The organism is Fredinandcohnia onubensis (genome assembly GCF_002734215.1).
GTDB classification, from domain to species: Bacteria; Bacillota; Bacilli; order Bacillales; family Bacillaceae_L; genus Ferdinandcohnia; species Ferdinandcohnia onubensis.
This window is the reverse complement of sequence record NZ_NSEB01000006.1, coordinates 409,457-436,012: the sequence shown is the minus strand read 5'-3', so window position 1 is coordinate 436,012 and position 26,556 is coordinate 409,457. Positions and strand designations below refer to the sequence as shown.

Here is a 26,556-nt window from a genome sequence, read left to right as displayed (position 1 = left end):
CCTTTATTTTCTCCAAGTGAAGAAGCACGGATAACAAGCAACATATCCCAAGGGTGGTAGTTAATTTAGCGCCTTTTTTAATGTATTTAGATTTTGTGTCATTAAGCTAAAATAATCTTTGTTTTCATCGATTTCTTGTTGTGTTAAGGCCTCCAAATTATGAAGGGTTAAGCTTTTTGTACCTGTTTCTTTTTGAACCGTTTCAGCAATTTTTGATGATATATTTTGTTCGAATAGAATATATTCAAGATTTTGTTCTTTCACAGATTCAATAATATTTTTTAGCTCTTTTTGAGATGGTTCATTGGAAGGGGAAAAGCCAGTAATACTTATTTGCTTTATTCCATAGCGAGCTTCCCAATATCCGTATGCCGAATGCGCAACTAGAATTTCTTTGCGTTTTGCAGAATTGGCTACTTCCATAAATTCTGTGTTCAATTCTTCTAATTGCTCTTTTAATACATTGAAATTTTTTTCATATACATCTTTACTAGAAGGATTTAACTCTGTTAAGGCATTTTTAATATTTTCAGCAATCTGTATGGAGTAGACTGGATCTAACCATATATGTGGATCAATATCACCATGCTGATGATCTTCTTCATCGTGGTGGTGAGTATCGTCTTCCATATTCATGAATTCTATTCCAGATCCTGCTTCAATTAGTGCAACCTCTTCCTTTTCTAGTGTTTTTTTTGCTGAAGATACAAAAGCCTCAACACCGATCCCAGTGAAAATAAAAGCATCAGCACTTGCGATTTCTGTCATGTCCCTAGGAGTGGGTTCAAATGTGTGAGCATCAGCACCCGGTGGGTATACACTATTAACAATGACGTCTTCGCCACCTATTCTTTTTGTAAAGTCTGTTAAAGGAAATACGGTTGTATAAATCGTGAGCGTTCCTTCTTTATCTGATGATTTATTTTGATCTGCTCCACAAGCTGAAAGTATGCCGATTACTAGTAGGAGCGCGATATATCCACTTATTTTTTTCATAACTCTTTCTCCTCTCAAGTACCAAAATGGTGCCTGTTTGAAATCCTTTCATATTATATCGTAATTATTCCGATTTGAGAACAAAAAACTTTTTTAAGAGGAACGATATCTTTATTAGTATCTCTGGTAGATACAAGAACTTGTGAATAATAATAAAAATATTATCTAAAAGGATTAGTTTTTGATAAAATATAATGAAATAAAGAGAGAAGGGTGAAAGGTATGTCACTACTGAATAATATCCTAGAATATAACAAAGAGTTTGTTGAAACGAAAGAATACGAAAAATACCAAACGACAAAGCTTCCAAATAAAAGAATGGTTATTGTAACTTGTATGGATACAAGACTCATTGAGCTGCTTCCAAAAGCAATGAACATGAAAAACGGCGATGTGAAAATTTTAAAGGTTGCAGGTGCGGTTGTTTCACATCCATTTGGAAGTGTAATGAGAAGTATATTAGTTGCCGTGTATGATTTAAATGCGGACGAGGTTTGTATTGTTGGTCACCACGATTGCGGTATGAGTGCACTAAACTCAGATGCGATTTTACAAAAAATAAAAGACAGAGGCGTTACTCAAGCTAGAATTGATACATTAAAGTACTCTGGAATTGATCTTGATAAATGGTTTAAAGGTTTTAGCAGTGTAGAAGATAGTGTTCGACACAGTGTTGAAATGGTCGAAAACCATCCACTCCTTCCAGAGGAAGTTCCTGTTCACGGTCTCGTGATTAATCCTGAAACAGGAAAACTCGATGTAGTGGTTAACGGGTATAAATAGTGTGGAAAGAGGTCATTTGACCTCTTTTTTTAATAGGTAGAGGTTAAAGAGAAGTTACTTTTGGTTATTATGGGTAAGAGGAATGAATGTCATAAAAAAGACACAGGAATAAATGGTCATATGTTGTACCATGTAGTTGAGGTGAAAGAAATGAAAAAAATTGGCCTTTTTCTCTTTATGGCTGCAATCATCATGCTTGCGGCATGTAATAATGAGACAGAAAAGAAAAATACGAATACTACAGAATTAATCCCAATTGCAGTTGATGTAAAGCTTGATCCTGAAAAAATAAATCCAGGTGAAGAAGTAACCTTACACGCGATTGTAACTCAAGGGGAAGGAGCAGTTGAAGATGCGGATGAAGTCCAATTTGAAATTGCACAAAAAGGCAGTGAAGAAAGCGAATTTCTGGATGGGAAGCATACTTCTGATGGTGAATATACGGCTGTTAAAACGTTTGAACAGGACGGGACTTATTTTGTGACAGCACATGTAACGGCGAGAAGCATGCACACCATGCCAAAGGTTGAAGTAGTAATTGGAAACCCGAGCACAACAGAAGAGCTAGCGGATGAAACAGAAGATGGCGATCACCATGGTAGTGAACATCACCATGGAAGTGGAGACGTTTCAATCGACTTCCCTCTAGAGACTGAATATCCTGTAGGAAAATCATCCACTTTACATGTATCTTTTGAAGAGTCTGGAGCACCTTTGACAGATGCAATCGTTCGGTTTGAGGTTTGGAAAGAAGGCGCCGAGAAGCATGAGTTTATAGATGCAAGTGAAACTGAAAATGGTGTCTATCAATCAGACTTTACATTCGCTGAAACTGGGAATTATAATATTCAAGTTCACATCGAAAAAGGAGAAATCCACGAACATCTTGAAAAGAAAACCATCGTAAAATAAAAAAAGGAAGGTAGCATTAATGTTCATGCTTACCTTCCTTTTTTTCGGGTACAAAGTCAATCCCGCCTGGATGGAGGGGATGACATTTTAATAAACGTTTAATGGTCAGCCAACCACCCTTAAATGCACCAAAGCGTTTAATGGCTTCAAGTCCATATTGGGAGCAAGTCGGGTAAAAGCGACAAGTTGGCGGTTTTAATGGGGATATAAATCTTCGATAGAAACGAATAACACCTATAAATAAAGCTTGAAGCAATTTTTTCTACTTCCCTTACTTGGTTTACGTACTTATACTATACTATAGGAAGTAAATAAAAGCATCTTAAAAGGTTATCCAAAAAGTCACCTCATCGAATTTTTTCCAATTCAAATTAAATTGATGAAAAAAATCGGAATTAGCGTTATGATAAATATAAAGACATTTTAGGGAGTGAAGAGAATGCCATCAGTAGAAAGCTTTGAACTAGATCATTGTGCAGTTAAAGCTCCGTATGTAAGACATTGTGGTGTACACAAGGTAGGTACAGATGGAGTTGTAAATAAGTTTGATATTCGTTTTTGTCAGCCAAACAAACAGGCGATGAAGCCAGATGTTATTCATACACTTGAACATTTATTAGCTTTTAACCTTCGAGAGCATTGTGAGAAATATGATCACTTTGATATTATTGATATCTCACCTATGGGATGTCAAACAGGTTATTATTTAGTTGTGAGTGGAGAACCAACAGTTTCTGAAATAATTGACCTATTAGAAGCTACAATGCAAAGTGCCTTAGAAATAACAGAAATCCCTGCAGCGAATGAAACTCAATGTGGTCAAGCGAAGCTTCATGACTTAGAAGGAGCAAAGCGCCTCATGCGTTTCTGGCTAACACAATCAAAGGAAGACCTTCATAAGGTTTTTGGATAAAAAAGGACCTCAGCCACTAGGGCTGAGGTTTTATAGTTTCGGTGGAATCCGACATCTGGTTCCTTGTTCGTATGCATATGCCAATTTTATCAATGTGGCTTCCGAATAGGCGGTTCCTGTGAAGGTGATTCCAACTGGCTCTCCTTCAGATGTATATCCCGCTGGTACCGTTATTGATGGATAACCAGCTTTAGCCGGTATACTTGCTCCAATATTGTTTGGGAACACAATGGCATCTAATTGATGCTCGTTTAAAACAAAATCAATACCATTTTCCGTTGAATGATAATGATCATTTTCTAGTGCTTCAAGATATTCTTTTTCTGTCAGCGTCCCACTCGTTATTTCTGCCTCTTCCAAAATAATCTGGCCGTATTTTAACATCTTTTCTTTATTATCCTTGTTGAATGCAATCAAGTCAGATAAATTTCGAACTTTTACGGAAGAGTCTAGGTTTCGTAAATAAGCATTTAGGTCAACCTTAAATTCATAGGTTAACACATCATAGCTCCACTTGTTTTTTGAAGAAGGTATTTTTACATCTTCAATAACAGTTGCCCCAAGCTCCTCAAGCTTCTTTACGGCCTTATCCATAACTTCTCGTTTTTCTTTACTTAGGTAGTCAAAATAAACTTCTCTTGCAATACCAATTCGTGCACCTTGTAATCCGTCAACATCTAAAAAATGTGTGAAATCGGTAGAGGATAATGTTCTGCCTGTGTAAGTGATTGGGTCACGCTCATCTACTTCTGCCATTGCTGTTAATAGGTAAGCAGCATCCTTTACTGTACGTGCCATTGGTCCTGCAGTATCTTGTGTATGAGCAATGGGAATGATTCCTGCACGGCTGACTAATCCAACGGTTGGCTTGATGCCGACAAGTGAGTTTTGACTTGCAGGACTTAGAATTGAGCCTGACGTTTCTGTACCAACTGCAACAACTGCAAAATTTGCGGCAATGGCTGAGCCAGAACCAGCGCTTGAGCCCCCGACATCAAATTTACCGGGTCGATATGGATTTAAAGTTTGCCCTCCTCGTGAGCTATATCCACTAGGCATTCCTTCTGTCATAAAATTTGCCCATTCAGTCATATTTGTTTTGCCTAAAATAATGGCACCGGCTTCTCTTAAAAGATACGCAACATATGAATCTTCAGAGGCACGCGAGTCAGCTAAAGCGAGTGAGCCAGCAGATGTGTGCATCTTATCGTTCGTATCTAAATTATCTTTCAGTAAAACTGGAATTCCGTGAAGCGAGCCACGTGGTCCAATTTCTTTTCGCTCCGCATCTAGAGCCATTGCAATTTGCAATGCATCTGGATTAATCTCTATGATGGAACGTAGTGATGAATCATAGTTTGCAATTCTATGTAAATACATGAGTACCAATTGTTTGGCTGTTAATTCTTCTTTTTCATATTTTTCTTGGATGGAATCAATAGTTGCCTCAATTAACCAATTATTTGAAAGTTCTTGAAGAAGTTTATTTTCCATCAGAATTCTCCTTATCTTCAGGTTGGTTTAAATGTGGATTATCATCTAAATCATCTACTGTATGTTTGTACTTATACGCTTTGGATGTCGTACTAACAGCTAAAAATAGGACAACAAAAACAATAATGATTGAAAAAATTAATACGATAAACATAGTAGCCTCCTCTTTTTTCCTTTATTTTAACATGAAAATGATAGAAGATATTGATATTCCAATTAAATTGAAAAAGTATGAAATTTGTCAAGAAACAAATGCAAAAAATTAATGTTTCACTGTGTTATAAAGGGGGTATGTTAACAATAAGGAGGAGATATGAATGTCAACACAATTAGTCGAAATGGTAAATAAGCAAGTTGCAAACTGGAGTGTGCTTTACATTAAGCTACATAATTATCATTGGTATGTGAAAGGTTCTAATTTCTTCACCCTTCATGAAAAATTTGAGGAATTGTATAATGAGTCTGCAGTTCATATTGATGAGTTGGCGGAGCGATTACTGGCAATTGGTGGACAACCTGTTGCTACGATGAAAGAGATTCTTGAGTTGTCTTCGATTCAGGAAGCAAGCGGAAATGAAAATGCCGATGATATGGTAGCTACTATTTCAAATGATTTTTCCATATTAACGGGAGAATTAAAGGAAGGTATGAAGGTAGCTGGTGATGTGGATGATGAAACTACAGGGGATATGCTCCTTTCAATTCACCAAGCACTAGAAAAACATATTTGGATGCTCCAATCCTTCTTAGGAAAATAAAAATAGTTTGCCCTTCTTTCTTGTCGAAAGAAGGGTTTTGTTTTATTATTACTTTATTCAACTGGGGTTCAGCCCCAGCTAAATAAAGTAATAGCCTCCGGCGGATGCCACAGATTTTCAGCGGAAGTTTTTCGAGCTTACTCGAAAAAATCTGGGCGCAAATACGCCAGGCGTATTTGATTGAGTATGGGGAGGAGAATAGATATGATTGATTTACGAAGCGATACAGTAACAAAACCAACTGCCGAAATGAGAAAAGCAGCCTATGAAGCTGAGGTTGGAGATGATGTCTATCAAGAAGATCCAACTGTAATAGAGTTAGAGCAAACAGCAGCTAATATGCTCGGGAAAGAAGCAGCATTATTTGTGACGAGTGGAACTCAAGGCAATCAAATTGCTGTGTTAACTCATACACAAAAAGGGAATGAAATCATCGTTGAACAGGATTCTCATATTTTTAATTATGAAGGTGCTGCGATTTCAGCGTTTGCAGGAGTACAGCCACGAACAATTAAAGGAAATAGAGGCGCAATGGATCCTAGAGAAGTGGAGTTTGCGATTCAAGAGGATGATGTCCATAACCCTGAAACCGGCTTAATTTGTATTGAAAATACACATAATCGAGCGGGTGGTGCCGTCATCCCACTTGAAAATATGGCAGCGATTCATCATGTTGCGTCTGCAAATCACATACCTGTTCATTTGGATGGCGCACGTCTATTCAATGCAGCGGTAGCATTAGGACGACCTGTAAAGGACATTGCGCAATTTACGGATACTGTTCAATTTTGTTTATCAAAAGGATTAGGTGCTCCGGTAGGTTCTATCATCGCTGGAAGCGAGGAGTTTATTAAGCAAGCAAGGAAATGGAGAAAGCGTCTTGGTGGAGGTTTAAGACAGGTTGGGATAATTGCAGCCCCAGGCCTTGTTGCACTGCGCACGATGGTTGACCGTCTTGCAATCGATCATGAACATGCAAAACTTCTTGCAGAAGGACTCGGAAATACCAAGGGGATAAAAGTTGTAAATCAAATTGATACCAATATCATTTTAGTAGATGTGAGTGAAAGAGGCTTAACCTCTAGTCAATTTGCCGCAATATTAAAAGAACATGGTGTATTGGTTTCAACATTTGGACCTAAACTTGTCCGATTTGTCACTCATTATGATGTTAAGCAAGAGTCAATTGAGGACGCATTAAGGATCGTAAGTAAACTATAATACTGATTTAGGAAGGATTGTCAGAGCGACAATCCTTTTTAATGTATATCCCTTAACTCATTATTCGTCATCATTTTTGATTGACCAATTCCATCACGGGCCATTTTTGCTTTAAGGTTTTCAATCATGTAGAAACCAACTAAATTTCGTAATTCTTGATCCGTTAAATCTCTCAAAAGATCTATCAGATCTTCACGTTCAAATTGTTCAAGCACGGAAAAAGCAATGATGTCCGCATCTTCTTCATCACCTGTTAATTTATCTCTATACAATTCATAAATTTCATCAATTATTTTCATAAGTGTTTTCCCCTTTGCCTGCTTATTTCACATGTTTACTTGGAAATTAGTATATGGGGGAATGTCTTAAAAGATACTAATTTTAATGAAATTTAGGCAAGGGCCATATGGAATGTTGAATATTTTTTACACGAGAGGAAAAAGCTAAAGTAACGTACATCACTGTTAGGAGTGACCATAGTGGAACAACAGTCTAAGAAAACCTATTATATTGCTGTAGGGAGTGGGGAAATATCTCAAGTAAAGTCTGGATCTACTTGGGAGTATAAGATTGAAGCGACAGACGAGCAAATTCATCAACTGCGAAAGCTGTTTGATTCGAATTATGCAAACGAAGTTGAAGGATTTTTACGTGCACACGTTCCTTTTGTGGAATATCATTTTGATTCATCAAATGATAAGTACGACACAAACATGCTGCAGGTTTTTCAGATGATCTATCAGCTTGGAGATCAGGAAGCAAAAGATTTCATACAATCACAAGGCATACTTGATGTATTAGGTAATATTGATTAAGCCACTTCTACATGAAGCGGCTTGTTTTTATGTTATCATAATAATAAAAACAACGATATTGGAGAATAAAAAAATGATTGTTTTTCAAGACATGTATCATAATGAAGTGAATTTATCGTTTACACCCGATCCTTTTTCGGACAAACCGAAGCATGTGTGGGTCATTTGTCGATATCGGGATCAATGGCTTTTAACAAACCATTCTGAACGTGGGCTTGAATTTCCAGGGGGAAAGGTTGAAGAGGGGGAGACTCCTGAAGCTGCCGCGATTCGTGAGGTTATGGAAGAAACAGGTGCTGAGGTTCAGGAAATCGAATATATGGGTCAATATAAGGTCATAGGAAAAGGGAAAACGATTATTAAAAATATTTATTTTGCTGAAATTGCCCGCCTTCTTGAGAAAGATACTTATTTTGAAACAAAGGGTCCTGTCTTGCTAAAAGAAATTCCACTAGACCATGTAAAAACGGACCGACGATATAGCTTCATCATGAAGGATGATGTCTTAACTCACAGCATTGACTATGTAAAAAAATACTTAAAAACGAAAAAAGCTCTCTAGTTGATACTAGATGAGCTTTCTATTTAGAATCCTTTATTAGCTTTCTCTCGAGGAGCTCAACTCCTTGGTACATGAGAGTGGCACAAATGGCAATCAATAATAAGCTTAGGAAAATGAGAGTGAAATTAAATACCTGGAATCCATAAATGATAAGATAGCCCAAGCCTTGCTTTGAAACAAGGAATTCTCCGACAATGACTCCGACCCATGACAATCCAACGTTAACCTTTAATGTGGAGATAATGGCTGGAAAGGATGAGGGGAGAATGACATCGCGGAAGATTTGTTTCCGATTTGCTCCAAAGGTCTGTAGTACCTTGATGTAATTATAATCGACTTCCTTAAACGAAGTGTAGATGACAATTGTTGTGATAATAACCGAAATTATTGCGCCCATTGCAATAATTGACACATAACCGGTACCTAAGGCAACGATTAAGATTGGGCCTAATGCTACTTTTGGCATTGCATTTAAAACAACTAAATACGGATCAAGGATGTTTGAAAGACGTTCTGACCACCATAAAAGCGCGGCAATTAAAACCCCTAGTACCGTTCCGATAATAAACCCTAGCACTGTTTCAAACAATGTTACAGCAAGATTATTAAACAAACTTCCATCATTTATTTTATCTAAGAATAGATTCCATACTTTTGAAGGAGAGCTAAAGATTAAAGGGTCTATCCAATGGCTTCGACTCGCAATTTCCCAGAACCCGAAAAAGACAATAAAAATGAGGATTTGATAAAATCTGACTAGTCTTTTCTCTTTTTTAATCGACTGCAAATAATGGTTGTGAAGGTCTTTAATATTCAGGTTTTGTTTCAAGTTTATCTAACTCCTCCCATATTTGCTGAAAAATATTTGAATACTCTGGGTGTTGTCTTGCATCAAATGGAGTCTCATTGCGTAAGTTCTCTGGGATATCAAATACTTTTGCAATTTTACCTGGTCTTTTTGAAAGCAGGAAGATCCGGTCGCTCATGGCAATTGCCTCACCAATATCATGTGTGACAAGAATGGCTGTTTTTTGGTACTCCTTTAAGGTCTCTGACACAAGGTCCTCCAATTTCAGCTTCGTTTGAAAATCTAGTGCAGAGAATGGTTCGTCAAGTAGAAGAATTTTTGGGTTAGTTGCAAGCGTGCGAACCAATGCGGCTCTTTGTCTCATCCCTCCTGAGAGCTGTTTCGGATAAGCTTTTTCAACCCCTTTTAAGCCAATTTCTTCAAGTAGTTCTAGGGTGTTTTTTCTTGTTTGATCTGTTTCTTGGTTCATGATTTGCAAGCCAACAAGGATGTTCTCCTCAATTGTCTTCCATGGGAATAAGTAGTCCTGTTGCAGCATATAGCCGATGTCGGACTTCGCTTTTTCAATCTTTTTACCTTCAATCAAAACCTCTCCATATGTCGGTTTTAATAATCCAGCAATAATTGAGAGTAAAGTGGTTTTACCACACCCACTAGGGCCGAGAAGAGAGATAAACTCTCCCTCCTCGATTGTGAGTGAAATATTCTCGAGTGCGTTCGTTGTAGAATCCTTTGTAAAATATACATGGTGAATATCTTTTACTGACAAAAAGCTCATAGTAACACTCCTATTTGGAAATTACTTTTTCAGCTATACTTGTATTTACAAGTGTGTTGTAGTCAATTCTCTTTGGTAATTCTCCTGCTTCATCCATAATGTCTTGAAGGTTATTCCAAGCTTCCTCTGATAAAACAGGGTTTGTTGCGTAAGAACCTTGATTCTTGTAACGTTCAATTGAAGAAGTGATTAGATCAAGTGGTGTATCTGGGAAGAACTCTTGAACTGAATCTGCGATTTCCTCTGGGCTATGGGAATCAACCCATTGTTGTGCTTTATAAATCGCTCTTGTGAATTTTTCGACGGCGTCCCCATTATCATCAATAAAGCTTTGCTTTGTCATAAAGGATGTATATGGGACCTTACCGGATTCTTCACCGAAAGATGCGACAATATAGCCACGGCCTTCTTTTTCAAAAAGGCTTGCAGTTGGTTCGAATAACTGGACGAACTCTCCTGTGCCTGACGCATAAGCACTAGAAATATTGGCAAAGTCGATGTTTTGAATAAGATTCAAATCACCTTGTGGGTCAATTCCATGCTTTTTTAATACAAACTCCCCAACCATTTGTGGCATACCGCCTTTACGTTGGCCAAGGAATGTACTATCTTTGAGTTGCTCCCAGCTAAAGTTTTCGATGTTCTCTCTTGCGACTAAAAATGTACCATCCGTTTGTGTAAGAGCTGCGAAATTTATAACAGGGTCGGTTGAGCCTTGTGCCTCAACATATATGGAAGTTTCAGAACCAACTAAGGCTACATCAGCACCACCAGAAATTAACGCAGTCATAGTCTTATCTCCACCTGGTACAGTTGTTAATTCAACTTCTAAGCCCTCTTCTTCAAAAAATCCTTCGGTAATCGCTACATACTGCGGTGCATAAAACACCGAACGAGTAACCTCTGCAATACGGATTTTTTGGACCTGGTCATTATTACAAGCGGCTAACGGAATAATAAGCAGTAATGCAAAAAGGCTTGCAAGAATACGGCGCATGTATTCATTCCTCCTTGACAGTTCATCTGTCGACTTTAGTAACTACTTAAGATAGACTATGAAACGTGACAAAAATGTGTGAATGCCTATTTTTGCGTTTTTTAAGAACATTTAAAGTAAAGGTTGTACAATCATGTTTTAGAGAGGATGGATAATATGGTGGAAGACACTATTATTGAAAAAATGAGATTTCCGTCTCCCAATCCGGCAATCAATCTTTATTTAATTACATATTGGAGTAAAGGACTAAAAGTGAAAGGTTATCTTGCTGAACCAAAGGAAGAAGGTGTATACGACGGTTTTTTATATCTACGCGGTGGTATAAAAAATGTAGGTATGGTCCGTATTGGTCGCATCATCCAATTTGCTTCAGAAGGTTTTGTAGTGATGGCACCTTTTTATCGGGGAAATCAGGGGGGAGATGGGAATGAAGATTTCGCTGGTCATGACAGGTATGATGCATTTTCTGCTTTTAAAGTGCTTGAGGATCATGAAAAAGTGAACCCGACTCGGATCCATGTCTTTGGGTTTTCGCGCGGAGGAGTAATGGCCCTTCTTACAGCCATACAGCATCCAAAGATATGTTCGATCGTGACATGGGGTGGCGTGAGTGATTTAAGCCTAACGTATGTGGAACGAAACGATTTGCGGCGAATGCTGAAGCGGGTAATAGGAGGAACACCAACAAAATATCCTGAACGTTATAAATGGAGAACACCATTATACGAACTTGAAAAGCTGGAGGCTCCAGTTCTTATTATTCATGGTGAAAAGGATAAAAATGTTTCTGTTAACCATGCGTATCGTCTAGAAAAAAGAATAAAGGAACTCGGAAAAGAGGTAGAAAGTTGGTATTTTCCACAATACACTCATTATTTTCCGCCACATGAAAATCGAGAAACAGTAAGACGATTAACGGAGTGGATGAAAACAAGGGAGCCAAAAACAAAAAAGCTCGAGGACTAATTTCCTCGAGCTTCCTTTACGTCTAGTTCCAGCGCCTAGCCCTCGAGGTCGCAAGCCAATCCGTCGAGAAGGTCAAAGAGCAACCTTCTAGCCGGCTCGTCTTGTGCTTGTCGGACTTGCACAGGAAGTGCTGACATCGACGTTTGCCACAGGACGTGGCAGTAGTTAGTCGATGTTCCTCTTGTAAGGCGCTTACACATTTGTTATTAAATGCGCGGTCCGCCCAATAATTCGATTTCTTTAGCAACATTTGAGAACTTCTTGAAGTTTTCTTTGAATTTTACAGCCAATTCTTTTGCTTTTACATAGTATTGACTTTGGTCTGCCCATGTTTTGGATGGTTGAAGTACATCATCAGGAACCCCAGGAATATGAATTGGAATTTCTAGACCAAAAATATCATTCTTCACGGTTTCAGCATTGTTTAACTCGCCTTCTAACGCAGCTTGAACCATTGCGCGAGTATATGATAGTTTCATTCTGCTTCCAATACCATACTCTCCACCAGTCCAACCTGTATTCACTAGGAATACTTGAACATTGTGTTCATCAATCTTTCTACCTAACATTTCTGCATATTCTGTTGCAGGAAGTGGTAGGAATGGTGATCCAAAGCAAGTTGAGAATGTTGCTTGTGGAGCAGTAACACCACGCTCTGTTCCTGCTAGTTTACTTGTATAGCCACTTAAGAAATGGTACATGGCTTGTTCCTTAGTTAGTTTACTTATAGGAGGTAAAACACCGAAAGCATCAGCTGTTAAAAATACGATAGTATTTGGATGACCTGCAATACTAGGAACAATAATATTATCAATATTATCAATTTGGTATGCAGCTCTTGTATTTTCAGTTAATGAATTATCATCATAATCTGCTATTCTGGATTCTTCATCTACAACCACATTTTCTAACACAGAGCCAAAGCGAATCGCATCGAAAATTTGTGGTTCTTTCTCGCGGGAGAGGTTGATGCATTTAGCATAGCAACCGCCTTCAATATTAAACACACCAGAACTAGACCAACCGTGCTCATCATCTCCAATAAGACGACGTTTTGGATCTGCTGAAAGAGTTGTTTTTCCTGTTCCAGATAGACCAAAGAATAATGCAACGTCACCTTCTGGGCCGACGTTTGAAGAGCAGTGCATAGAAAGAATATTTTTTTCAGGCAATACATAGTTCATCACAGAGAAGATTGACTTTTTAATTTCTCCAGCATATTCAGTTCCTCCGATTAACACTGTTCGTTTTTCGAAGGAAATAATAATGAATGTTTCAGAGCGGGTACCATCTACCTCAGGATCAGCTTTAAAATTTGGTGCACAAATAACTGTGAATTCAAATTGATGTGTTTTTAGATCCTCTTCAGATGGCCGAACAAACATTTGTTGTGAGAAAAGATTATGCCAAGCATATTCATTGATTACTTGGATTGGCATGCGTACTTTTTTGTCAGCACCTGCATATCCATTGAATACAAAAATCTCATCTTTTTCTGTTAAGTATGAAAGTACTTTTGTATAAAGTTTTTCATATACCTCTTCAGAAATTGGATTGTTTACCTTACCCCAATCAATTCTATCTTTAGTAGATGCTTCTTCTACGATGTATTTGTCTTCTGGTGATCTTCCGGTGTATTTCCCAGTTGTCGCACGTATAGCCCCAGTCGAAGTAAGGATTCCCTCTTGTCTAGATAGTACTTTTTCAACTAAAATAGGAACAGATAGGTTATGGAGTGCGTTTTTTCCATTCACTAATTCTAATAGCTGCTCATTTGAAACTTCAACTGAATTCATGTTAAACCATCCTTTATTAATTTTTAAATTTCCATAAATTATCTCAAATTTACAATTAGTATAACACATTAATAAAAATAGTCTATACTATTTAACGTATTTTACGTAACATATCATTAAAAAGTGCGCACAGATTCTAAAATAGTCCTTTATAATCGATAATTCTTTTAAAGTTTGTCGATTTCGTGGAAATAGTGTGACACAGTTCGACTTTGTTTTTTTTTGAAATTCTGTTGACACCTTACGGAATACTGCGATATGATATGTCATTGAACGGATACTCTCTTATCCCGAGCTGGCGGAGGGACAGGCCCAATGAAACCCGGCAACCATCACTTTTCTTACATATCAAATGTTTTTTTGTGAAACCTATTAGTAGGTCTCCACATTCGAAAAGTGATAAGGTGCTAACCTGAGCAAGGCATGACCTTGATCGATAAGAGTGAAAGGCTGGATAAACGATAAACCTTTCCTCAAAAAAGTGGGAAAGGTTTTTATTCTTTATTGGTTTTGTTGATGTTACTTAACGCGTAATATGTGTTTAACGCAGATAACTGTTCATTAATATAGGATAGAAAATCGTGAAGGTAACAATACTAAGGGAATGAGTACCGTATCAATGAATGTCAGAACTCGAACCTATTCGATTCTGAATCCGAAAAGGAGGAAGCGTTTGTGACAAATAGACGCCGTTTATTTACTTCAGAGTCTGTTACAGAAGGACATCCAGATAAAATCTGTGACCAAATTTCAGATTCTATTTTAGATGCGATTTTAGCAAGTGATGCAAATGCACGCGTAGCGTGTGAAACTTCTGTCACAACAGGTCTTGTACTTGTTGCGGGAGAAATTACAACTTCTACATATGTAGATATCCCAAAGATTGTCCGTGAAACGATTAAAGAGATTGGCTATACACGTGCAAAATACGGATTTGACTATGAAACTTGTGCTGTTTTAACATCCATTGATGAGCAATCACCAGATATTGCAATGGGGGTTGACCAAGCTTTAGAAGCACGTGAAGGTCAAATGACAGATGAGCAAATTGAAGCAATTGGTGCTGGAGACCAAGGATTAATGTTTGGTTATGCTTGTAACGAAACAAAAGAATTAATGCCTCTACCAATTTCATTAGCTCACAAGTTAGCACGCAGGCTTACAAAAGTACGTAAAGATGAGATTCTTCCATATTTACGTCCAGATGGAAAAACTCAGGTTACTGTTGAATATGATGAGAACAACAATCCAGTTCGTATCGATACGATTGTTATTTCAACTCAACACCATCCTGAAATTTCATTAGAGCAAATTCAACGTAATTTAAAAGAACATGTTATCAATCCAGTCGTTCCTAATGAACTAATTGATGAGAATACAAAATATTTCATTAATCCTACTGGCCGATTTGTAATTGGTGGTCCTCAAGGGGATGCTGGTTTAACTGGACGTAAGATTATTGTTGATACGTACGGTGGTTATGCACGCCATGGCGGTGGCGCATTCTCAGGTAAGGATCCAACTAAGGTTGACCGTTCAGCTGCATATGCTGCTCGTTATGTTGCGAAAAACATCGTTGCAGCTGGTTTAGCTGATAAATGTGAAGTTCAGCTTGCGTATGCAATCGGCGTTGCTCAACCAGTTTCTATCTCTGTTGACACATTCGGAACTGGAACTGTGTCAGAGGATGTACTTGTAGAATTGGTTCGTGATAATTTTGATTTACGTCCTGCTGGAATTATTAATATGCTAGATCTTCGTCGTCCAATTTATAAGCAAACTGCTGCATATGGTCACTTTGGTAGAAATGATGTTGATTTACCATGGGAGCGTACTGATAAAGCAGAAGCACTTAAAACACAAGCTGCAAAATAAGATAGAAAAAAAGCTCGCCTTATACTGGCGAGCTTCTTTGTTATCTCTTTTTTTTCTGTAATTCTTTATAATGCTGCCCTTTTTCCACATATTCACGGCGAATTCTGGCCATATCTTTTTGATCTTCTTCATTTAATTCACGAATTACTTTAGCTGGTCTTCCGAATGCAAGAGTGTTTGGTGGAATCTTTTTACCTTGTGGAACGAGGCTACCGGCACCTATAAAAGCCCCTTCACCAACCTCGGCCCCATCAAGTATAATCGAACCCATCCCGATTAGAGCATTTTTACGAATAATAGAGCTATGGAGGATCACCTGATGTCCAATTGTGACATCATCTTCAATAATTAAAGGATTATTTGGGCTTTGATGCAAGGTTGAGTTATCCTGAATGCTCACTCTTTTTCCGATAATTGTCGGTGCCACATCACCTCGTATAACAGTATTAAACCAAATGTTTGTTTCCTCACCAATTTTTACGTCACCTGTAACAGTCGCGTATTCCGCAATATATACAGAGTCGGCAATTTCAGGATATTTCCCCTTGTATGGATAAATCATAATAGATACATCCTTTCGTTTGATATTCGATAAATAATCATTTATGGTAAGTGTATCAACTTTTACAAATATCGTAAATCGTACATATATTTAATGTTCCTAAAAATGAGGTGATAGCGATGGTACCAACAAAACCAATTAGTTTAATGAAGAAAGTGTATCGTGAGGTATTTCCGATTGTACATCGTGAATTATCGATTTGGAAAAAAAAAGCGGAGGCTATTCCAAATGAGGAACTTCGGAAACAGGCATTAGCGAGCATTCAAACTAAAACGTTTCACTGTGAAGGTGGGGCAATTCTCGCCTTATTATCAGAAGGACAAATGGAGAAATGTATTCGTTTTATCGTTGCCTATCAAACGATTAGTGACTATCTAGATAATCTTTGTGATCGCAGTACCTCACTTGATCCGTTAGATTTTAGCTCTTTACATGACTCTATGCCAGATGCATTACGACCAGGACAGCCAACAAAAAACTATTATCAATATCGAGAGGAACAGGAAGATGGGGGATACTTGGAAAGCCTAGTAACAACCTGTCAGGGTGTTCTTCAAAACCTTAATCATTATGATAAAATTGCTGATTATTTACAGGAATTGGCAAGTTATTATTGTGCTTTGCAAATCCATAAACATGTCAAGGTAGAAGAGCGAGTACCAAGACTTGAGAATTGGTTTAAAGATCACCAAAAGAACCTACCTAGCATGGAGTGGTATGAATTCTCAGCCTGTTCAGGGTCTACACTAGGGATTTTTTGTTTAGTTGCGTACGCTTTTCATGAAGAATTTAACGAAGAGATGGCTAACAAAGTTCGGAATGGATATTTTCCATATATCCAAGGTCTGCATATCCTTCTTGATTATTTCATTGATCAAGAAGAGGACCGTCAAGGTGGAGACTTGAATTTCTGTTTTTATTATTCACATGAAAATGAATTGGTGGATCGCCTTAAGCATTTTATCACGGAAGCAGATAAACATACAGCAGGGTTACCAAATGAAAAATTTCACCGTATGATTAATAGGGGTTTATTAGGTCTCTATCTATCAGATGAAAAGGTAAGGACACAACGAAGTGTATTAAAAATTGCGAAGAAAATCATTAGACTTGGTGGGAAGACTTCGTTTTTCTTTTATGTAAATGGACGAGCCTACCGTAGATTTCAACATGTGTTTGAATGAGAAAAAGATAGAGCGATGGGGCTCTATCTTTTTTCAATGGCAATAATAAAAGGTGGATTGTTCATTTGATTCATAAATCGGTACATTAAAACATGAGCACGGTTTTGGTCAAGTGTTGAACAGTATTCTAATAGCTGATCTCGTTCGACTGCACCTTCTTCATGGCCGTGGTACACAACAAGTACTATAATACCTTCAGGCTTCATGAGGGTAAGTAATTGCTCAATTGCCTCAATTGTAGAATCAGCCTTTGTAACAATTTCCTTATTCCCCCCTGGTAAATAGCCCAAATTAAAGACGGCCCCTGCAATTTTGCCGTGGGCTTCAGTTGGAATTATCGTTAAAAGTTGACTATGGCTCTCGTGAAACAAACGAACACGCCCATATAGGTCTTGCTCTTTCAAACGATTGGTTGTGCTTTCAATGGCTTCTTTTTGTATGTCAAAGCCAAAGACCTGTCCATTTTCACCAACTAAAGAAGCGAGCATTGCTGTGTCATGACCATTCCCAATTGTAGCGTCAACTGCATAATCCCCTTCATTAACAGCAAGTTTGAGTAAATTTCGGGAAAATGGAAGGATGCGATCTAATTTCATACGTTTTCAACTACCTTCTTATAAAATTTTCCTTGATAGCTGTCACGACGTTTCAATTCAGCATCTATTGTATTTAGAACCTCCCATTTGTTAACGCTCCACATCGGCCCAACCATTAAATCAATCGGACCGTCTCCTGTAATGCGATGAACAATCATTTCAGGTGGTAAAATTTCAAGCTGGTCACAAACTAATTGTACATAATCATCAAAAGAGAGAAATTCCAATAGTCCTTTTTCATATTGCTTCACCATCGGTGTTCCTTTTAATAAATGCAGCAAATGAATTTTGATACCTTGAACATCAAATTTCGCTACTTCTCGAGCTGTATCCATCATCATCTCTGGTGTTTCCTGTGGGAGGCCATTAATAATATGCGAGCAAATCTGGATATTATGTTTACGAAGCTTATTAACTCCATCAACATAACACTGAAAATCATGTGCACGGTTAATTAGCTGCGCTGTTTTTTCATGTACAGTTTGTAAACCAAGCTCAACCCAGAGGTAGGTTCTTTCATTTAATTCTGCTAAGTATTCAACAACATCATCAGGCAGACAATCAGGTCTTGTAGCAATAGAGATTCCGACTACACCTTCTTGACTTAAAACAGGTTCAAACCGTTCACGCAAGACCTCTACAGGGGCGTGCGTATTTGTAAACGCTTGGAAGTATGCCATGTACTTGCCATCCTTCCATTTTTCATGCATTTTATCTTTAATCGTATGGAATTGTGTAAGTATATCGTCCGCACGGTTTCCGGCAAAGTCACCTGACCCTGAGACACTACAAAAAGTACATCCACCATGTGCGACTGTGCCGTCACGGTTTGGGCAGTCAAATCCTCCATCAAGTGCTACTTTGAATACTTTATGTCCAAATGTATTACGCAGGTGGTAATTCCATGTATTATAACGTTTATTATCTGTTGAATATGAAAATGGATTTCCTTGAGACATTTAATCGCCCCTCCTAACTAGAAAAAATTTGCTACGTAAATTTTAGCACGTGGGCTTTTAAGAACTCAAATGAAAATTCGAAGAACAAAGACGAAGAACACCGCTTTCTGTGGCAACGTCTATGTGACTCATCACGTACTGGCCTCATAAATTGGAAATAACTTTTTGAGAGAAGTAATGAAGGATGAACAAACTATAGGTGAGAAGGCTTTTGCTTCTCATTTCGAATGTAGGAGGGGGAAGAATGGCTACTCGACAATCAGTAGATGCCTTTTTACAGCGCTGTGAGGATTCAATCCGAAATGCTCAAGAACAAATTACGTACGCAAGAAGACAGGAGCATTATAATACTACGGAATATACAGATGCTCAAATGCAACTAGAGGAAGTCACTAATGAATTAGCAAAGTTAGCACAAAGTTCTAATGATCAGCAACGAGAGCAATTGCACCGAATGAGGTTGCAATTACAGCAACTTCAAAATGATATGACCTTGGATGCAAACGTGATTCAACAGTATAAGATGTAGGGGATGAATTCATGAAAAAGCGTTCGAAACAAAACAACCCAGAGCAAAAAACAAAAAACGGTGTAAACAGCAATGATGTGGAGTTCGGGCAGGATTTTGATCCTGTGAAAAAATCAAAGCAAAACTATCAGAAAAAGGGACAACCAATCAAATCAAAACAGCGTCCCGAATAAATGACAAACCGACAAGCGAAATTCGCTTGTCGGTTTGTTTTTTTGTGTCTATTTTAAGTAGCACGGCTTCAAATTGTTTTTTGCGGTACACGCTGGCGCTCTATTTGACTGAGCATGTACTTTGACATCGCTCTTGCGGTACACGCTTGAGATGAATTTGCCCGAGCATGTACCTTGATACCGCTCTTGCGGTACACGCTGGCGCTGAATTTGCCCGAGCATGTTACCGTGATACCGCTCTTGTGGTACACGCTGGCGCTGAATTTGCCCGAGCATGTTACCGTGATACCGCTCTTGTGGTACACGCCCGCGCTGAATTTGCCTGAGCCTGTACCGTGACACCGCTCTTGCGGTACACGCTCACGATCTATTCGCCTGATTATGTACCTTGACACTACTTCTTGTCCATTTATCCGAATACTTTTTTAAATTGAATTAACGTGTGGAAAGGAATAGAATATTTTTTGGTATACGATAAATACGTGAATATGAAGGAGGTGCCCGTATGCCGAGAGCGCTTTGGATGATTATTATTGGAATGATCATTAATGTCACAGGTTCATCTTTTTTATGGCCGTTAAATGCGATTTACATTCATGGTCATCTTGGTAAATCTTTATCTGTTGCAGGTCTTGTATTAATGGTTAATGCGGGTGCAACCGTTATTGGAAATTTAGTAGGTGGCGTGTTATTTGATAAAATAGGTGGCTATAAATCAATTCTGACAGGAATCCTGATTTCATTAGTGGCTCTAATAGGACTTACCTTTTACCATGGTTGGCCACATTATGTGATTTTCCTAACCATTATTGGGCTTGGTACAGGTATGGTATTCCCAGCCATGTTTGCAATGGCAGGGGCTGTTTGGCCAGAAGGCGGAAGAAAGTCATTTAATGCCGTTTATATCGCACAAAACCTAGGTGTTGCGATTGGATCAGGACTTGGTGGATTTGTGGCATCTTATTCATTTGATTATATTTTTATGGCAAATACATTTATGTATATTCTATTTTTCTTAGTGGCATTGTTCGGTTACCGAGGAATTCACGCTGAAAAGGCTACCCAATCAAGCTTATTAAAACAGTCAAAAATGGTGAAAAATCGCTCAAAATTAAATGCATTACTGATTCTTTGTATTGGATATGTTTTATGTTGGGTGGCCTATGTACAATGGCAAGCGACCATTTCAAGCTATACACAAGATATTGGCATCACATTAAAGGAATATAGTTTATTATGGACTGTGAACGGAGGCTTAATTGTTCTCGGGCAGCCAATACTGAACATGGCGATAAAATCTTTTGCAAAGACCTTGAAAAAACAAATTATCATAGGAATTCTTATTTTTATTTGTTCTTTTCTTATTGTTTCGACGGCAAGCTCATTTAGTGGATTTCTAGTTGCGATGATTATATTAACGGTTGGGGAAATGTTTGTATGGCCAGCTGTACCGACCATTGCAAACGATCTTGCACCAAAGGGACGTGAAGGATTTTACCAAGGGATTGTAAACAGTATGGCAACTGGCGGCCGAATGATTGGACCCGTACTCGGTGGACTGCTTGTTGACTTATGGGGTATGAGCATGTTATTTACGGTATTAGCGGTATTATTGTTCGTATCCATCTTCACTACTATGATTTATGATAAAAAATTAAAAGAAAAAGCGAATGTTGTTATTAGTGCATAATTAAGAAGGGCTTGATACAAAAAACGGTATCAGGTCTTTTTTTATCCTCTTTAATGAATACCTATTCAGATGATATGATGAACATATAAAAGGAGAATAAAGAGGGTGTGGGGGAATAAATGATTAATCACAATGATTTTGAGTTCAAAAATAAAATTCTTGAAACGATTATTGACACTGCTTATGAATGGATTGTTGTAGTAGATCATCAAGGTAAAATAATGTATATGAATAAAAATTATTGTGATTTCCTTGAAGTCAATCGAGAAGAGGTCATTGGCACACATGTGACAAAGATAATCGAAAACACAAGGATGCATATTGTTGTTCAAACCGGAGAAGAGGAAATTGGCAGTCCGCATTATATTAAAGGGAATTATATGATTGCGAATCGAATACCAATTTATTCTGAACATACAATAGTGGGGGCAGTAGGGGCCGTTATTTTTAAAGATACCAAGGCATTAAATAAGATGAATAGTCATATTAAAAGCTTGATGTCACAGCTGCAAACCTATATTGAGGATTGGCAGGAAAACAATGGGGCTAAATATACGTTAAATGATATTAAAACGGTTTCAAAGCAAGTGCTTGAATTGAAGGAAAAGGTTAAAAATATCGCATCAGGTGATATTTCTGTTTTAATTCGAGGGGAAAGTGGAACTGGAAAAGAATTGTTCGCGCACAGTATTCATCAACTAAGCGAAAGAAGTCAAAATCCTCTTATAAAAATAAATTGTGGAGCAATCCCTGAGCATTTATTAGAATCAGAGTTATTTGGTTATGAAGAAGGAGCATTCACTGGAGCAAAAAAGGGTGGAAAAAAAGGCAAGTTTGTTCTTGCACATGGTGGAACCATTTTTTTAGATGAGGTGGGTGACATGCCACTAAATATGCAGATCAAGCTATTGCGCGTTCTCCAAGAAAAAGAAGTTGAACCAGTAGGAGCAGTAAAGCCTATCCCAGCTGACGTTCGAGTAATTGCAGCGACGAATCGACCTTTAGAGCAGATGATTGAAGAAAATCGATTTCGTGAGGATTTATTTTACCGAATCAATGTAATCCCGTTTAGAATTCCGCCCCTTCGTGAAAGGCCAGAAGATATTGGTCCTTTAACCCAATTTTTTATTAAAAAAGTTTCAAAGCGTACGGGAAAGAGGATTACTGCTATTGACGATGAGGTAATGAATATCTTTAATCAACATCAATGGCCAGGAAACCTTCGTGAGCTTGAAAATGTAGTAGAAGCCGCTATTCATTTAACAAGTGGAGAAAAAATAGTGATCAGTTCCCTACCGGATTATTTAGTTGACGATCCAAAGTTATTAATCGGCCAAAAAACGTTAAAGGAAATTCTTGAGGATACTGAAAAAAGGGTGCTCGAGAAAACATTACAAAAGTATAGTGACGATAAACAATTAGCTGCCAAAGCACTTGGGATAAGTAAATCTAGTATGTATGAAAAACTTAAGAAGCTAAAACTAGAATCATAAATTCCAGAAATCCGGAACATTATTCCGGATTCCTGGAATTCTTTTTTTGCCCATGTACACTCATTTTCTAAAAAACTAGGAAACTATCATTCCAGAAATCTGGAATGATAGGATGAAAAATATAGTAAAATGTGGCGATTTAATGACCATTCCGATTTTGGCACGCTACTTGCAATATTAAAAACTGAAATAATCAAAAGGAGGTCAAAAAAACCGAATTGAAAAAGAGGTCCAGAAGAAGTTGAAAGCGGTTACTAAATGAAACAGTATTGATGGTGGAATTGCTGTACTTGGTTGATAATGTTTCACAATGAAAATTTGAGTAAGGGGGATATAAAATGCTCAGTATGATTGGGTTGGTTGGAGGCTTAGTGCTTTTAATTGTTTTAACAATGAGAGGCATGAACTTACTAATTGCAGGGCCATTATGTGCTCTAGTTGTAGCTGTTTTAAGTGGCCTTCCATTGTTTCCACAGTTAGCGGGAGAGGGAGAAGCAAACTTTGTTGGCAATTATATGAGTGGATTTTCAAGTTTCGTTACGTCTTGGTACCTCATGTTCTTATTAGGAGCCATATTTGGAAAAGTGATGGAGGATAGTGGTGCGGCTGATAGTGTGTCAAAGTGGATTGTTGATAAACTAGGCATGAAATATGCCATTTTTGCAATCGTTTTAGCGTGTGCCGTTCTAACCTATGGCGGTGTAAGTTTGTTTGTTGTTGCTTTCTCTGTTTATCCAATGGCAATTAGTCTATTTAAAGAAGCAAATTTACCGAGAAGATTTATCCCTGCAACATTAGCGTTCGGTTCTGTTACATTTACAATGACATCTGCAGGATCTCCAGAAATTCAAAACTGGATTCCAATTGAATTTTTAGGCACATCACCATTAGCGGGTTGGGAAGTAAGTGCAATTGTTGCGGTATTTATGATGATTTTCGGCGGCTGGTGGTTAAAACGGATGATTAATAAGGCAGTTGCAAAAGGAGAAACCTTCGTATCAAGGGAAAATGACCCTATTGTTGAAAATAAAGAATTGCCACATCCGATTACAGGACTTATTCCGTTAGTCGTGGTTCTTATTATTTCGTTTTTCTTTCATGACCAACTTGCTCAATCTGCCCTTATCATTGCTTTATTAGGTGGGGTTATTTCAACGTATTTATTGAATCGAAAGTATTTTACGTCTGTTAATAAAGCACTTTCTGAGGGGACAATGGGTGCATTAATTGCAATTGGTAACACTGCAGCTGTTGTTGGTTTTGGTGGAGTCGCAAAAGCGGTTCCTGCTTTCCAGGTTGCAGTTGATGCGATGACAAGTATTCCAGGTAGCCCATTAATCGGAGGAGCAATTGCAGTTAGTGTCATTGCCGGAATGACAGGTTCAGCTTCTGGGGGTCAGGCGATTGCACTTCCCTTATTAGCTCCACATTATATTGAAACAGGGGTTAATACAGAGGCCCTTCATAGGGTTGTGGCCATTTCGTCAGGTGCTTTGGATTCACTCCCACATAATGGCTATGTTGTAACTACAGTTCGTTCGATATGTGGTGAGTCCCATAAGGATGCATATGGTGCCGTTGGTGCATTAACAGTGATTGTTCCATTAATTGGGCTAGCCATTGCCATTATTTTATTTTCTTTAGGTTTAGGAATTTAGGAGGACGTCATGTTTACAGATCAGATTATCTTAATTACCGGTGCAGCAAGAGGGATTGGATTTGAAATGGGGAAAACCTTTGCTAAGAATGGCGCACGTGTTGTGTTAACGGATGTAGATGAGTCAGCAGTAAAAAAATCTGCATCAGAGCTTCAGGAGGCAGGCTATGATGCGAGTGGTTTAAAATGTAATGTCACAAATGAACTAGAAATTATTGAGATGATTAATAATACGGTTTCAACATACGGAAGAATTGATTGCTTAATCAACAATGCAGGGTTGCAGCATGTGTCTCCAATCGAAGAATTTCCAAAAGAAAAATTTGAATTATTATTGTCCATTATGCTTACTGCCCCATTTGTGGCAATTAAGCATGTGTTTCCGATTATGAAACAACAAAAGTTTGGACGGATTATTAATATGGCTTCCATTAATGGTTTAATCGGTTTTGCTGGTAAAGCTGCCTATAATAGCGCAAAGCATGGTGTGATTGGCTTGACAAAGGTTGCTGCATTAGAAGGCGCACAGCACGGAATTACAGTGAATGCAATATGTCCTGGATATGTCGATACACCACTTGTAAGAAATCAACTTGCAGATTTAGCCAAAACACGAAAAGTGGATCTGGAAAAGGTTTTGGAGGAGGTTATTTATCCTCTAGTCCCACAGAAGCGCCTTTTAGAGGTTGAGGAAATTGCAAATTACGTTATGTTTTTAGCAAGTGAACATGGAAAAGGAATAACAGGTCAGGCATGTGTTATTGATGGGGGCTATACAGCTCAATAAGAGTGAAAAAGAATCTCATATTCTGAGATTCTTTTTCTGCTATTTTTCTATTTTTATTGTAAACTTTATTTAGCGAATTTTTGTTGACCTTATAAAAGGGTGCCACTCGTGTACTTTTTTATAGGGTCTTTTTTTAATGTCCAACAGTTTCACTACCGTCATCTGTTCCATCTGCTGTAACTTTTAATAATGCAACTGCACCTTTTTGTGCATGGTTAAATTGGTGAGTGACGATTGAGTAGGTTCCTTCTTTTGTAACCGTAAATTCAACAACTGCACCACCGCTAGCTGGGAGCATAACAGTTTGTAGACCTTGCATGTGGTTGTATGGGTTACCATCGATATATACATCATCAAATATTGTACCGACTACGTGGAAGGAGCTCACTTCATTTGGACCAACATTGTTAATATAAAGTCTTACACGGTCACCTACTTTAGCAAGAAGTGGTGTTTCTTTTAGTGAGAATGTATCGCCGTTTGTGTTTAAGTCTCCTTCTTTAAGGGCTTTAGTAGAAAATACGACTTGGCTAGGTACACCATTTGTAAAGTCATTTAAATCGTTGTATTTGTACCATTCGTTTTGAATGATAAGGTATTCTCTATCGATCTCTTTATCTGTTGGATACCCATCTTTAGGCTTTACAATGATCGTTCCGTGCATACCGTTTGCGATATGTGAAAGAACTGGTTTTGTACCGCAATGGTACATAAATACTCCGGGCTTATTTGCTGGGTAAGAGAATGTTCCAGATTCGTCAGGCATTACATCAATGAAATCTTTTGAAGGTGATGCATGTACTGCGTGGAAGTCCATGCTGTGTGGAATAGCTGGATCCATATTTTTTAGTGTAAAGTTAATTGTGTCACCTTCATTTACAACTACTACAGGTCCTGGTGCTTCACCGTTAAAGGTCCATGCCTTATAGATATAACCTTTGTCAATTTCAATGTCTGTAATTTGAGCAGTCATTTCAACATTCACTTCATTTTCTGATACCCTTTCTACTTTTAAAGGAATGGGTTCTTGGTTAAGGTCTTTGTGAGGAGCTATTACTTCTCCATGGCTAGACTCAGAACCGGCTATTTGTGCTTCTACTTTCTCTTCCTTCGCTGCCTCTTGATTACTACCACATCCAGATAAAATGACTGAAGTTCCAACTATTGATGCAACCAACAATTTAATTTTTGTGTTCATGAATGATACCCCCTTGGATACTTGGTATTTGCTTTCTACACCCTTATCATATTC

At 38.1% G+C, this 26,556-nt stretch carries 29 protein-coding genes and 1 riboswitch; of the genes, 16 read left to right on the top strand and 13 right to left on the bottom strand.

Annotation, left to right across the window (positions count from 1 at the left end; all coding sequences use genetic code 11):
* Positions 1–60 precede the first annotated feature (60 nt).
* Entirely contained in the window at positions 61–996 is a 936-nt protein-coding gene (locus tag CKK03_RS09015) for a metal ABC transporter substrate-binding protein (protein ID WP_099362255.1), read from the bottom strand.
* 222 nt (positions 997–1,218) lie between these two features.
* Between CKK03_RS09015 and CKK03_RS09010 the strand changes: the two genes are divergently transcribed.
* On the top strand, positions 1,219–1,779 hold the full coding sequence (locus CKK03_RS09010) for a beta-class carbonic anhydrase (protein ID WP_099362254.1): 561 nt from the start codon (positions 1,219–1,221) through the stop codon (positions 1,777–1,779).
* Between the two features lie 150 nt (positions 1,780–1,929).
* Positions 1,930–2,691: a FixH family protein gene (locus CKK03_RS09005; protein ID WP_180271200.1), complete on the top strand. Its 762-nt coding sequence runs from the start codon at positions 1,930–1,932 to the stop codon at positions 2,689–2,691.
* A gap of 16 nt (positions 2,692–2,707) precedes the next feature.
* Here the strand turns inward: CKK03_RS09005 and yidD are convergent, their stop codons facing one another.
* Positions 2,708–2,947 carry a membrane protein insertion efficiency factor YidD gene (yidD, locus tag CKK03_RS09000; RefSeq protein ID WP_099362252.1) on the bottom strand — a complete coding sequence of 80 codons (240 nt, stop codon included), beginning with the start codon at positions 2,945–2,947 and terminating at the stop codon, positions 2,708–2,710.
* Positions 2,948–3,130: 183 nt separating this feature from the next.
* Between yidD and CKK03_RS08995 the strand changes: the two genes are divergently transcribed.
* The gene (locus tag CKK03_RS08995; RefSeq protein ID WP_099351901.1) at positions 3,131–3,604 is read left to right on the top strand and encodes an S-ribosylhomocysteine lyase; all 474 of its coding nucleotides are present in this window, start codon (positions 3,131–3,133) and stop codon (positions 3,602–3,604) included.
* A 30-nt stretch (positions 3,605–3,634) separates the two neighbouring features.
* Here CKK03_RS08995 and CKK03_RS08990 read toward each other — a convergent pair whose 3' ends face one another.
* Together CKK03_RS08990 and ytzI are read right to left on the bottom strand one after the other, a co-directional pair.
* Complete coding sequence (locus CKK03_RS08990) at positions 3,635–5,098, bottom strand: amidase family protein (protein WP_099362251.1); 1,464 nt, start codon at positions 5,096–5,098, stop codon at positions 3,635–3,637.
* The gene (gene ytzI, locus CKK03_RS08985) at positions 5,088–5,252 is read right to left on the bottom strand and encodes a YtzI protein (protein WP_099362250.1); all 165 of its coding nucleotides are present in this window, start codon (positions 5,250–5,252) and stop codon (positions 5,088–5,090) included. The genes CKK03_RS08990 and ytzI overlap by 11 nt, the downstream gene beginning before the upstream one ends.
* Before the next feature lie 163 nt (positions 5,253–5,415).
* Between ytzI and CKK03_RS08980 the strand changes: the two genes are divergently transcribed.
* Together CKK03_RS08980 and ltaE are read left to right on the top strand one after the other, a co-directional pair.
* On the top strand, positions 5,416–5,856 hold the full coding sequence (locus CKK03_RS08980; protein WP_099362249.1) for a Dps family protein: 441 nt from the start codon (positions 5,416–5,418) through the stop codon (positions 5,854–5,856).
* 204 nt (positions 5,857–6,060) lie between these two features.
* Entirely contained in the window at positions 6,061–7,077 is a 1,017-nt protein-coding gene (ltaE, locus tag CKK03_RS08975; RefSeq protein WP_099362248.1) for a low-specificity L-threonine aldolase, read from the top strand.
* Positions 7,078–7,115: 38 nt separating this feature from the next.
* Here the strand turns inward: ltaE and CKK03_RS08970 are convergent, their stop codons facing one another.
* Complete coding sequence (locus tag CKK03_RS08970) at positions 7,116–7,376, bottom strand: DUF6154 family protein (RefSeq protein WP_099362247.1); 261 nt, start codon at positions 7,374–7,376, stop codon at positions 7,116–7,118.
* A 177-nt stretch (positions 7,377–7,553) separates the two neighbouring features.
* Between CKK03_RS08970 and CKK03_RS08965 the strand changes: the two genes are divergently transcribed.
* The gene (locus CKK03_RS08965) at positions 7,554–7,892 is read left to right on the top strand and encodes a hydrolase (RefSeq protein ID WP_099362290.1); all 339 of its coding nucleotides are present in this window, start codon (positions 7,554–7,556) and stop codon (positions 7,890–7,892) included.
* 73 nt (positions 7,893–7,965) lie between these two features.
* Complete coding sequence (gene ytkD, locus CKK03_RS08960; RefSeq protein WP_099362246.1) at positions 7,966–8,454, top strand: RNA deprotection pyrophosphohydrolase; 489 nt, start codon at positions 7,966–7,968, stop codon at positions 8,452–8,454.
* A 19-nt stretch (positions 8,455–8,473) separates the two neighbouring features.
* Here ytkD and CKK03_RS08955 read toward each other — a convergent pair whose 3' ends face one another.
* Genes CKK03_RS08955 through CKK03_RS08945 form a run of 3 tightly spaced genes read right to left on the bottom strand, consistent with a single transcriptional unit; the run spans position 8,474 to position 11,037 of the window.
* Positions 8,474–9,283, bottom strand: coding sequence for an ABC transporter permease (locus CKK03_RS08955; RefSeq protein WP_099362245.1), 810 nt, complete (start codon positions 9,281–9,283; stop codon positions 8,474–8,476).
* The gene (locus CKK03_RS08950; protein ID WP_099362244.1) at positions 9,261–10,040 is read right to left on the bottom strand and encodes an ABC transporter ATP-binding protein; all 780 of its coding nucleotides are present in this window, start codon (positions 10,038–10,040) and stop codon (positions 9,261–9,263) included. Before CKK03_RS08950 ends, CKK03_RS08955 begins: the two co-directional genes overlap by 23 nt.
* Positions 10,041–10,050: 10 nt before the next feature.
* Positions 10,051–11,037 carry an ABC transporter substrate-binding protein gene (locus tag CKK03_RS08945; RefSeq protein ID WP_099362243.1) on the bottom strand — a complete coding sequence of 329 codons (987 nt, stop codon included), beginning with the start codon at positions 11,035–11,037 and terminating at the stop codon, positions 10,051–10,053.
* A 156-nt stretch (positions 11,038–11,193) separates the two neighbouring features.
* Between CKK03_RS08945 and CKK03_RS08940 the strand changes: the two genes are divergently transcribed.
* Positions 11,194–12,003: an alpha/beta hydrolase family protein gene (locus CKK03_RS08940; RefSeq protein WP_099362242.1), complete on the top strand. Its 810-nt coding sequence runs from the start codon at positions 11,194–11,196 to the stop codon at positions 12,001–12,003.
* A 206-nt stretch (positions 12,004–12,209) separates the two neighbouring features.
* Here CKK03_RS08940 and pckA read toward each other — a convergent pair whose 3' ends face one another.
* Entirely contained in the window at positions 12,210–13,799 is a 1,590-nt protein-coding gene (gene pckA / locus CKK03_RS08935; RefSeq protein ID WP_099362241.1) for a phosphoenolpyruvate carboxykinase (ATP), read from the bottom strand.
* 282 nt (positions 13,800–14,081) lie between these two features.
* A riboswitch (SAM riboswitch) is annotated at positions 14,082–14,242 on the top strand.
* Between the two features lie 232 nt (positions 14,243–14,474).
* On the opposite strand from pckA, the gene metK reads away from it, so the two are divergent.
* Complete coding sequence (gene metK / locus CKK03_RS08930; RefSeq protein WP_099362240.1) at positions 14,475–15,674, top strand: methionine adenosyltransferase; 1,200 nt, start codon at positions 14,475–14,477, stop codon at positions 15,672–15,674.
* Between the two features lie 40 nt (positions 15,675–15,714).
* Here metK and CKK03_RS08925 read toward each other — a convergent pair whose 3' ends face one another.
* Positions 15,715–16,236 carry a gamma carbonic anhydrase gene (locus CKK03_RS08925; protein WP_099362239.1) on the bottom strand — a complete coding sequence of 174 codons (522 nt, stop codon included), beginning with the start codon at positions 16,234–16,236 and terminating at the stop codon, positions 15,715–15,717.
* 119 nt (positions 16,237–16,355) lie between these two features.
* Here CKK03_RS08925 and tbcS point away from each other — a divergent pair, with 119 nt between their 5' ends.
* Positions 16,356–17,420: a tetraprenyl-beta-curcumene synthase gene (gene tbcS / locus CKK03_RS08920; RefSeq protein WP_245864065.1), complete on the top strand. Its 1,065-nt coding sequence runs from the start codon at positions 16,356–16,358 to the stop codon at positions 17,418–17,420.
* Between the two features lie 23 nt (positions 17,421–17,443).
* On the opposite strand, the gene mnmM is transcribed toward tbcS, so the two are convergent.
* Positions 17,444–18,016 carry a tRNA 5-(aminomethyl)-2-thiouridylate-methyltransferase MnmM gene (mnmM, locus tag CKK03_RS08915; RefSeq protein WP_099362238.1) on the bottom strand — a complete coding sequence of 191 codons (573 nt, stop codon included), beginning with the start codon at positions 18,014–18,016 and terminating at the stop codon, positions 17,444–17,446.
* On the bottom strand, positions 18,013–18,975 hold the full coding sequence (mnmL, locus tag CKK03_RS08910) for a tRNA modification radical SAM protein MnmL/YtqA (RefSeq protein ID WP_099362237.1): 963 nt from the start codon (positions 18,973–18,975) through the stop codon (positions 18,013–18,015). The genes mnmM and mnmL overlap by 4 nt, the downstream gene beginning before the upstream one ends.
* A gap of 244 nt (positions 18,976–19,219) precedes the next feature.
* Here mnmL and CKK03_RS08905 point away from each other — a divergent pair, with 244 nt between their 5' ends.
* The 6 genes from CKK03_RS08905 to CKK03_RS08880 all read left to right on the top strand — a co-directional run bounded on the left by CKK03_RS08905 (position 19,220) and on the right by CKK03_RS08880 (position 25,304).
* Entirely contained in the window at positions 19,220–19,504 is a 285-nt protein-coding gene (locus tag CKK03_RS08905) for a YtzC family protein (RefSeq protein WP_099362236.1), read from the top strand.
* Positions 19,505–19,515: 11 nt separating this feature from the next.
* Positions 19,516–19,677: a glycogen biosynthesis protein GlgD gene (locus CKK03_RS08900; protein ID WP_099351919.1), complete on the top strand. Its 162-nt coding sequence runs from the start codon at positions 19,516–19,518 to the stop codon at positions 19,675–19,677.
* Positions 19,678–20,182: 505 nt separating this feature from the next.
* Positions 20,183–21,367, top strand: coding sequence for an MDR family MFS transporter (locus CKK03_RS08895; RefSeq protein ID WP_099362235.1), 1,185 nt, complete (start codon positions 20,183–20,185; stop codon positions 21,365–21,367).
* 119 nt (positions 21,368–21,486) lie between these two features.
* The gene (locus CKK03_RS08890) at positions 21,487–22,860 is read left to right on the top strand and encodes a sigma-54 interaction domain-containing protein (protein WP_099362234.1); all 1,374 of its coding nucleotides are present in this window, start codon (positions 21,487–21,489) and stop codon (positions 22,858–22,860) included.
* Between the two features lie 338 nt (positions 22,861–23,198).
* Positions 23,199–24,518, top strand: coding sequence for a GntP family permease (locus tag CKK03_RS08885; RefSeq protein ID WP_099362233.1), 1,320 nt, complete (start codon positions 23,199–23,201; stop codon positions 24,516–24,518).
* A 9-nt stretch (positions 24,519–24,527) separates the two neighbouring features.
* Entirely contained in the window at positions 24,528–25,304 is a 777-nt protein-coding gene (locus CKK03_RS08880; protein WP_099362232.1) for a 3-hydroxybutyrate dehydrogenase, read from the top strand.
* Between the two features lie 133 nt (positions 25,305–25,437).
* On the opposite strand, the gene CKK03_RS08875 is transcribed toward CKK03_RS08880, so the two are convergent.
* Complete coding sequence (locus CKK03_RS08875; protein WP_099362231.1) at positions 25,438–26,502, bottom strand: multicopper oxidase domain-containing protein; 1,065 nt, start codon at positions 26,500–26,502, stop codon at positions 25,438–25,440.
* Positions 26,503–26,556 lie beyond the last annotated feature (54 nt).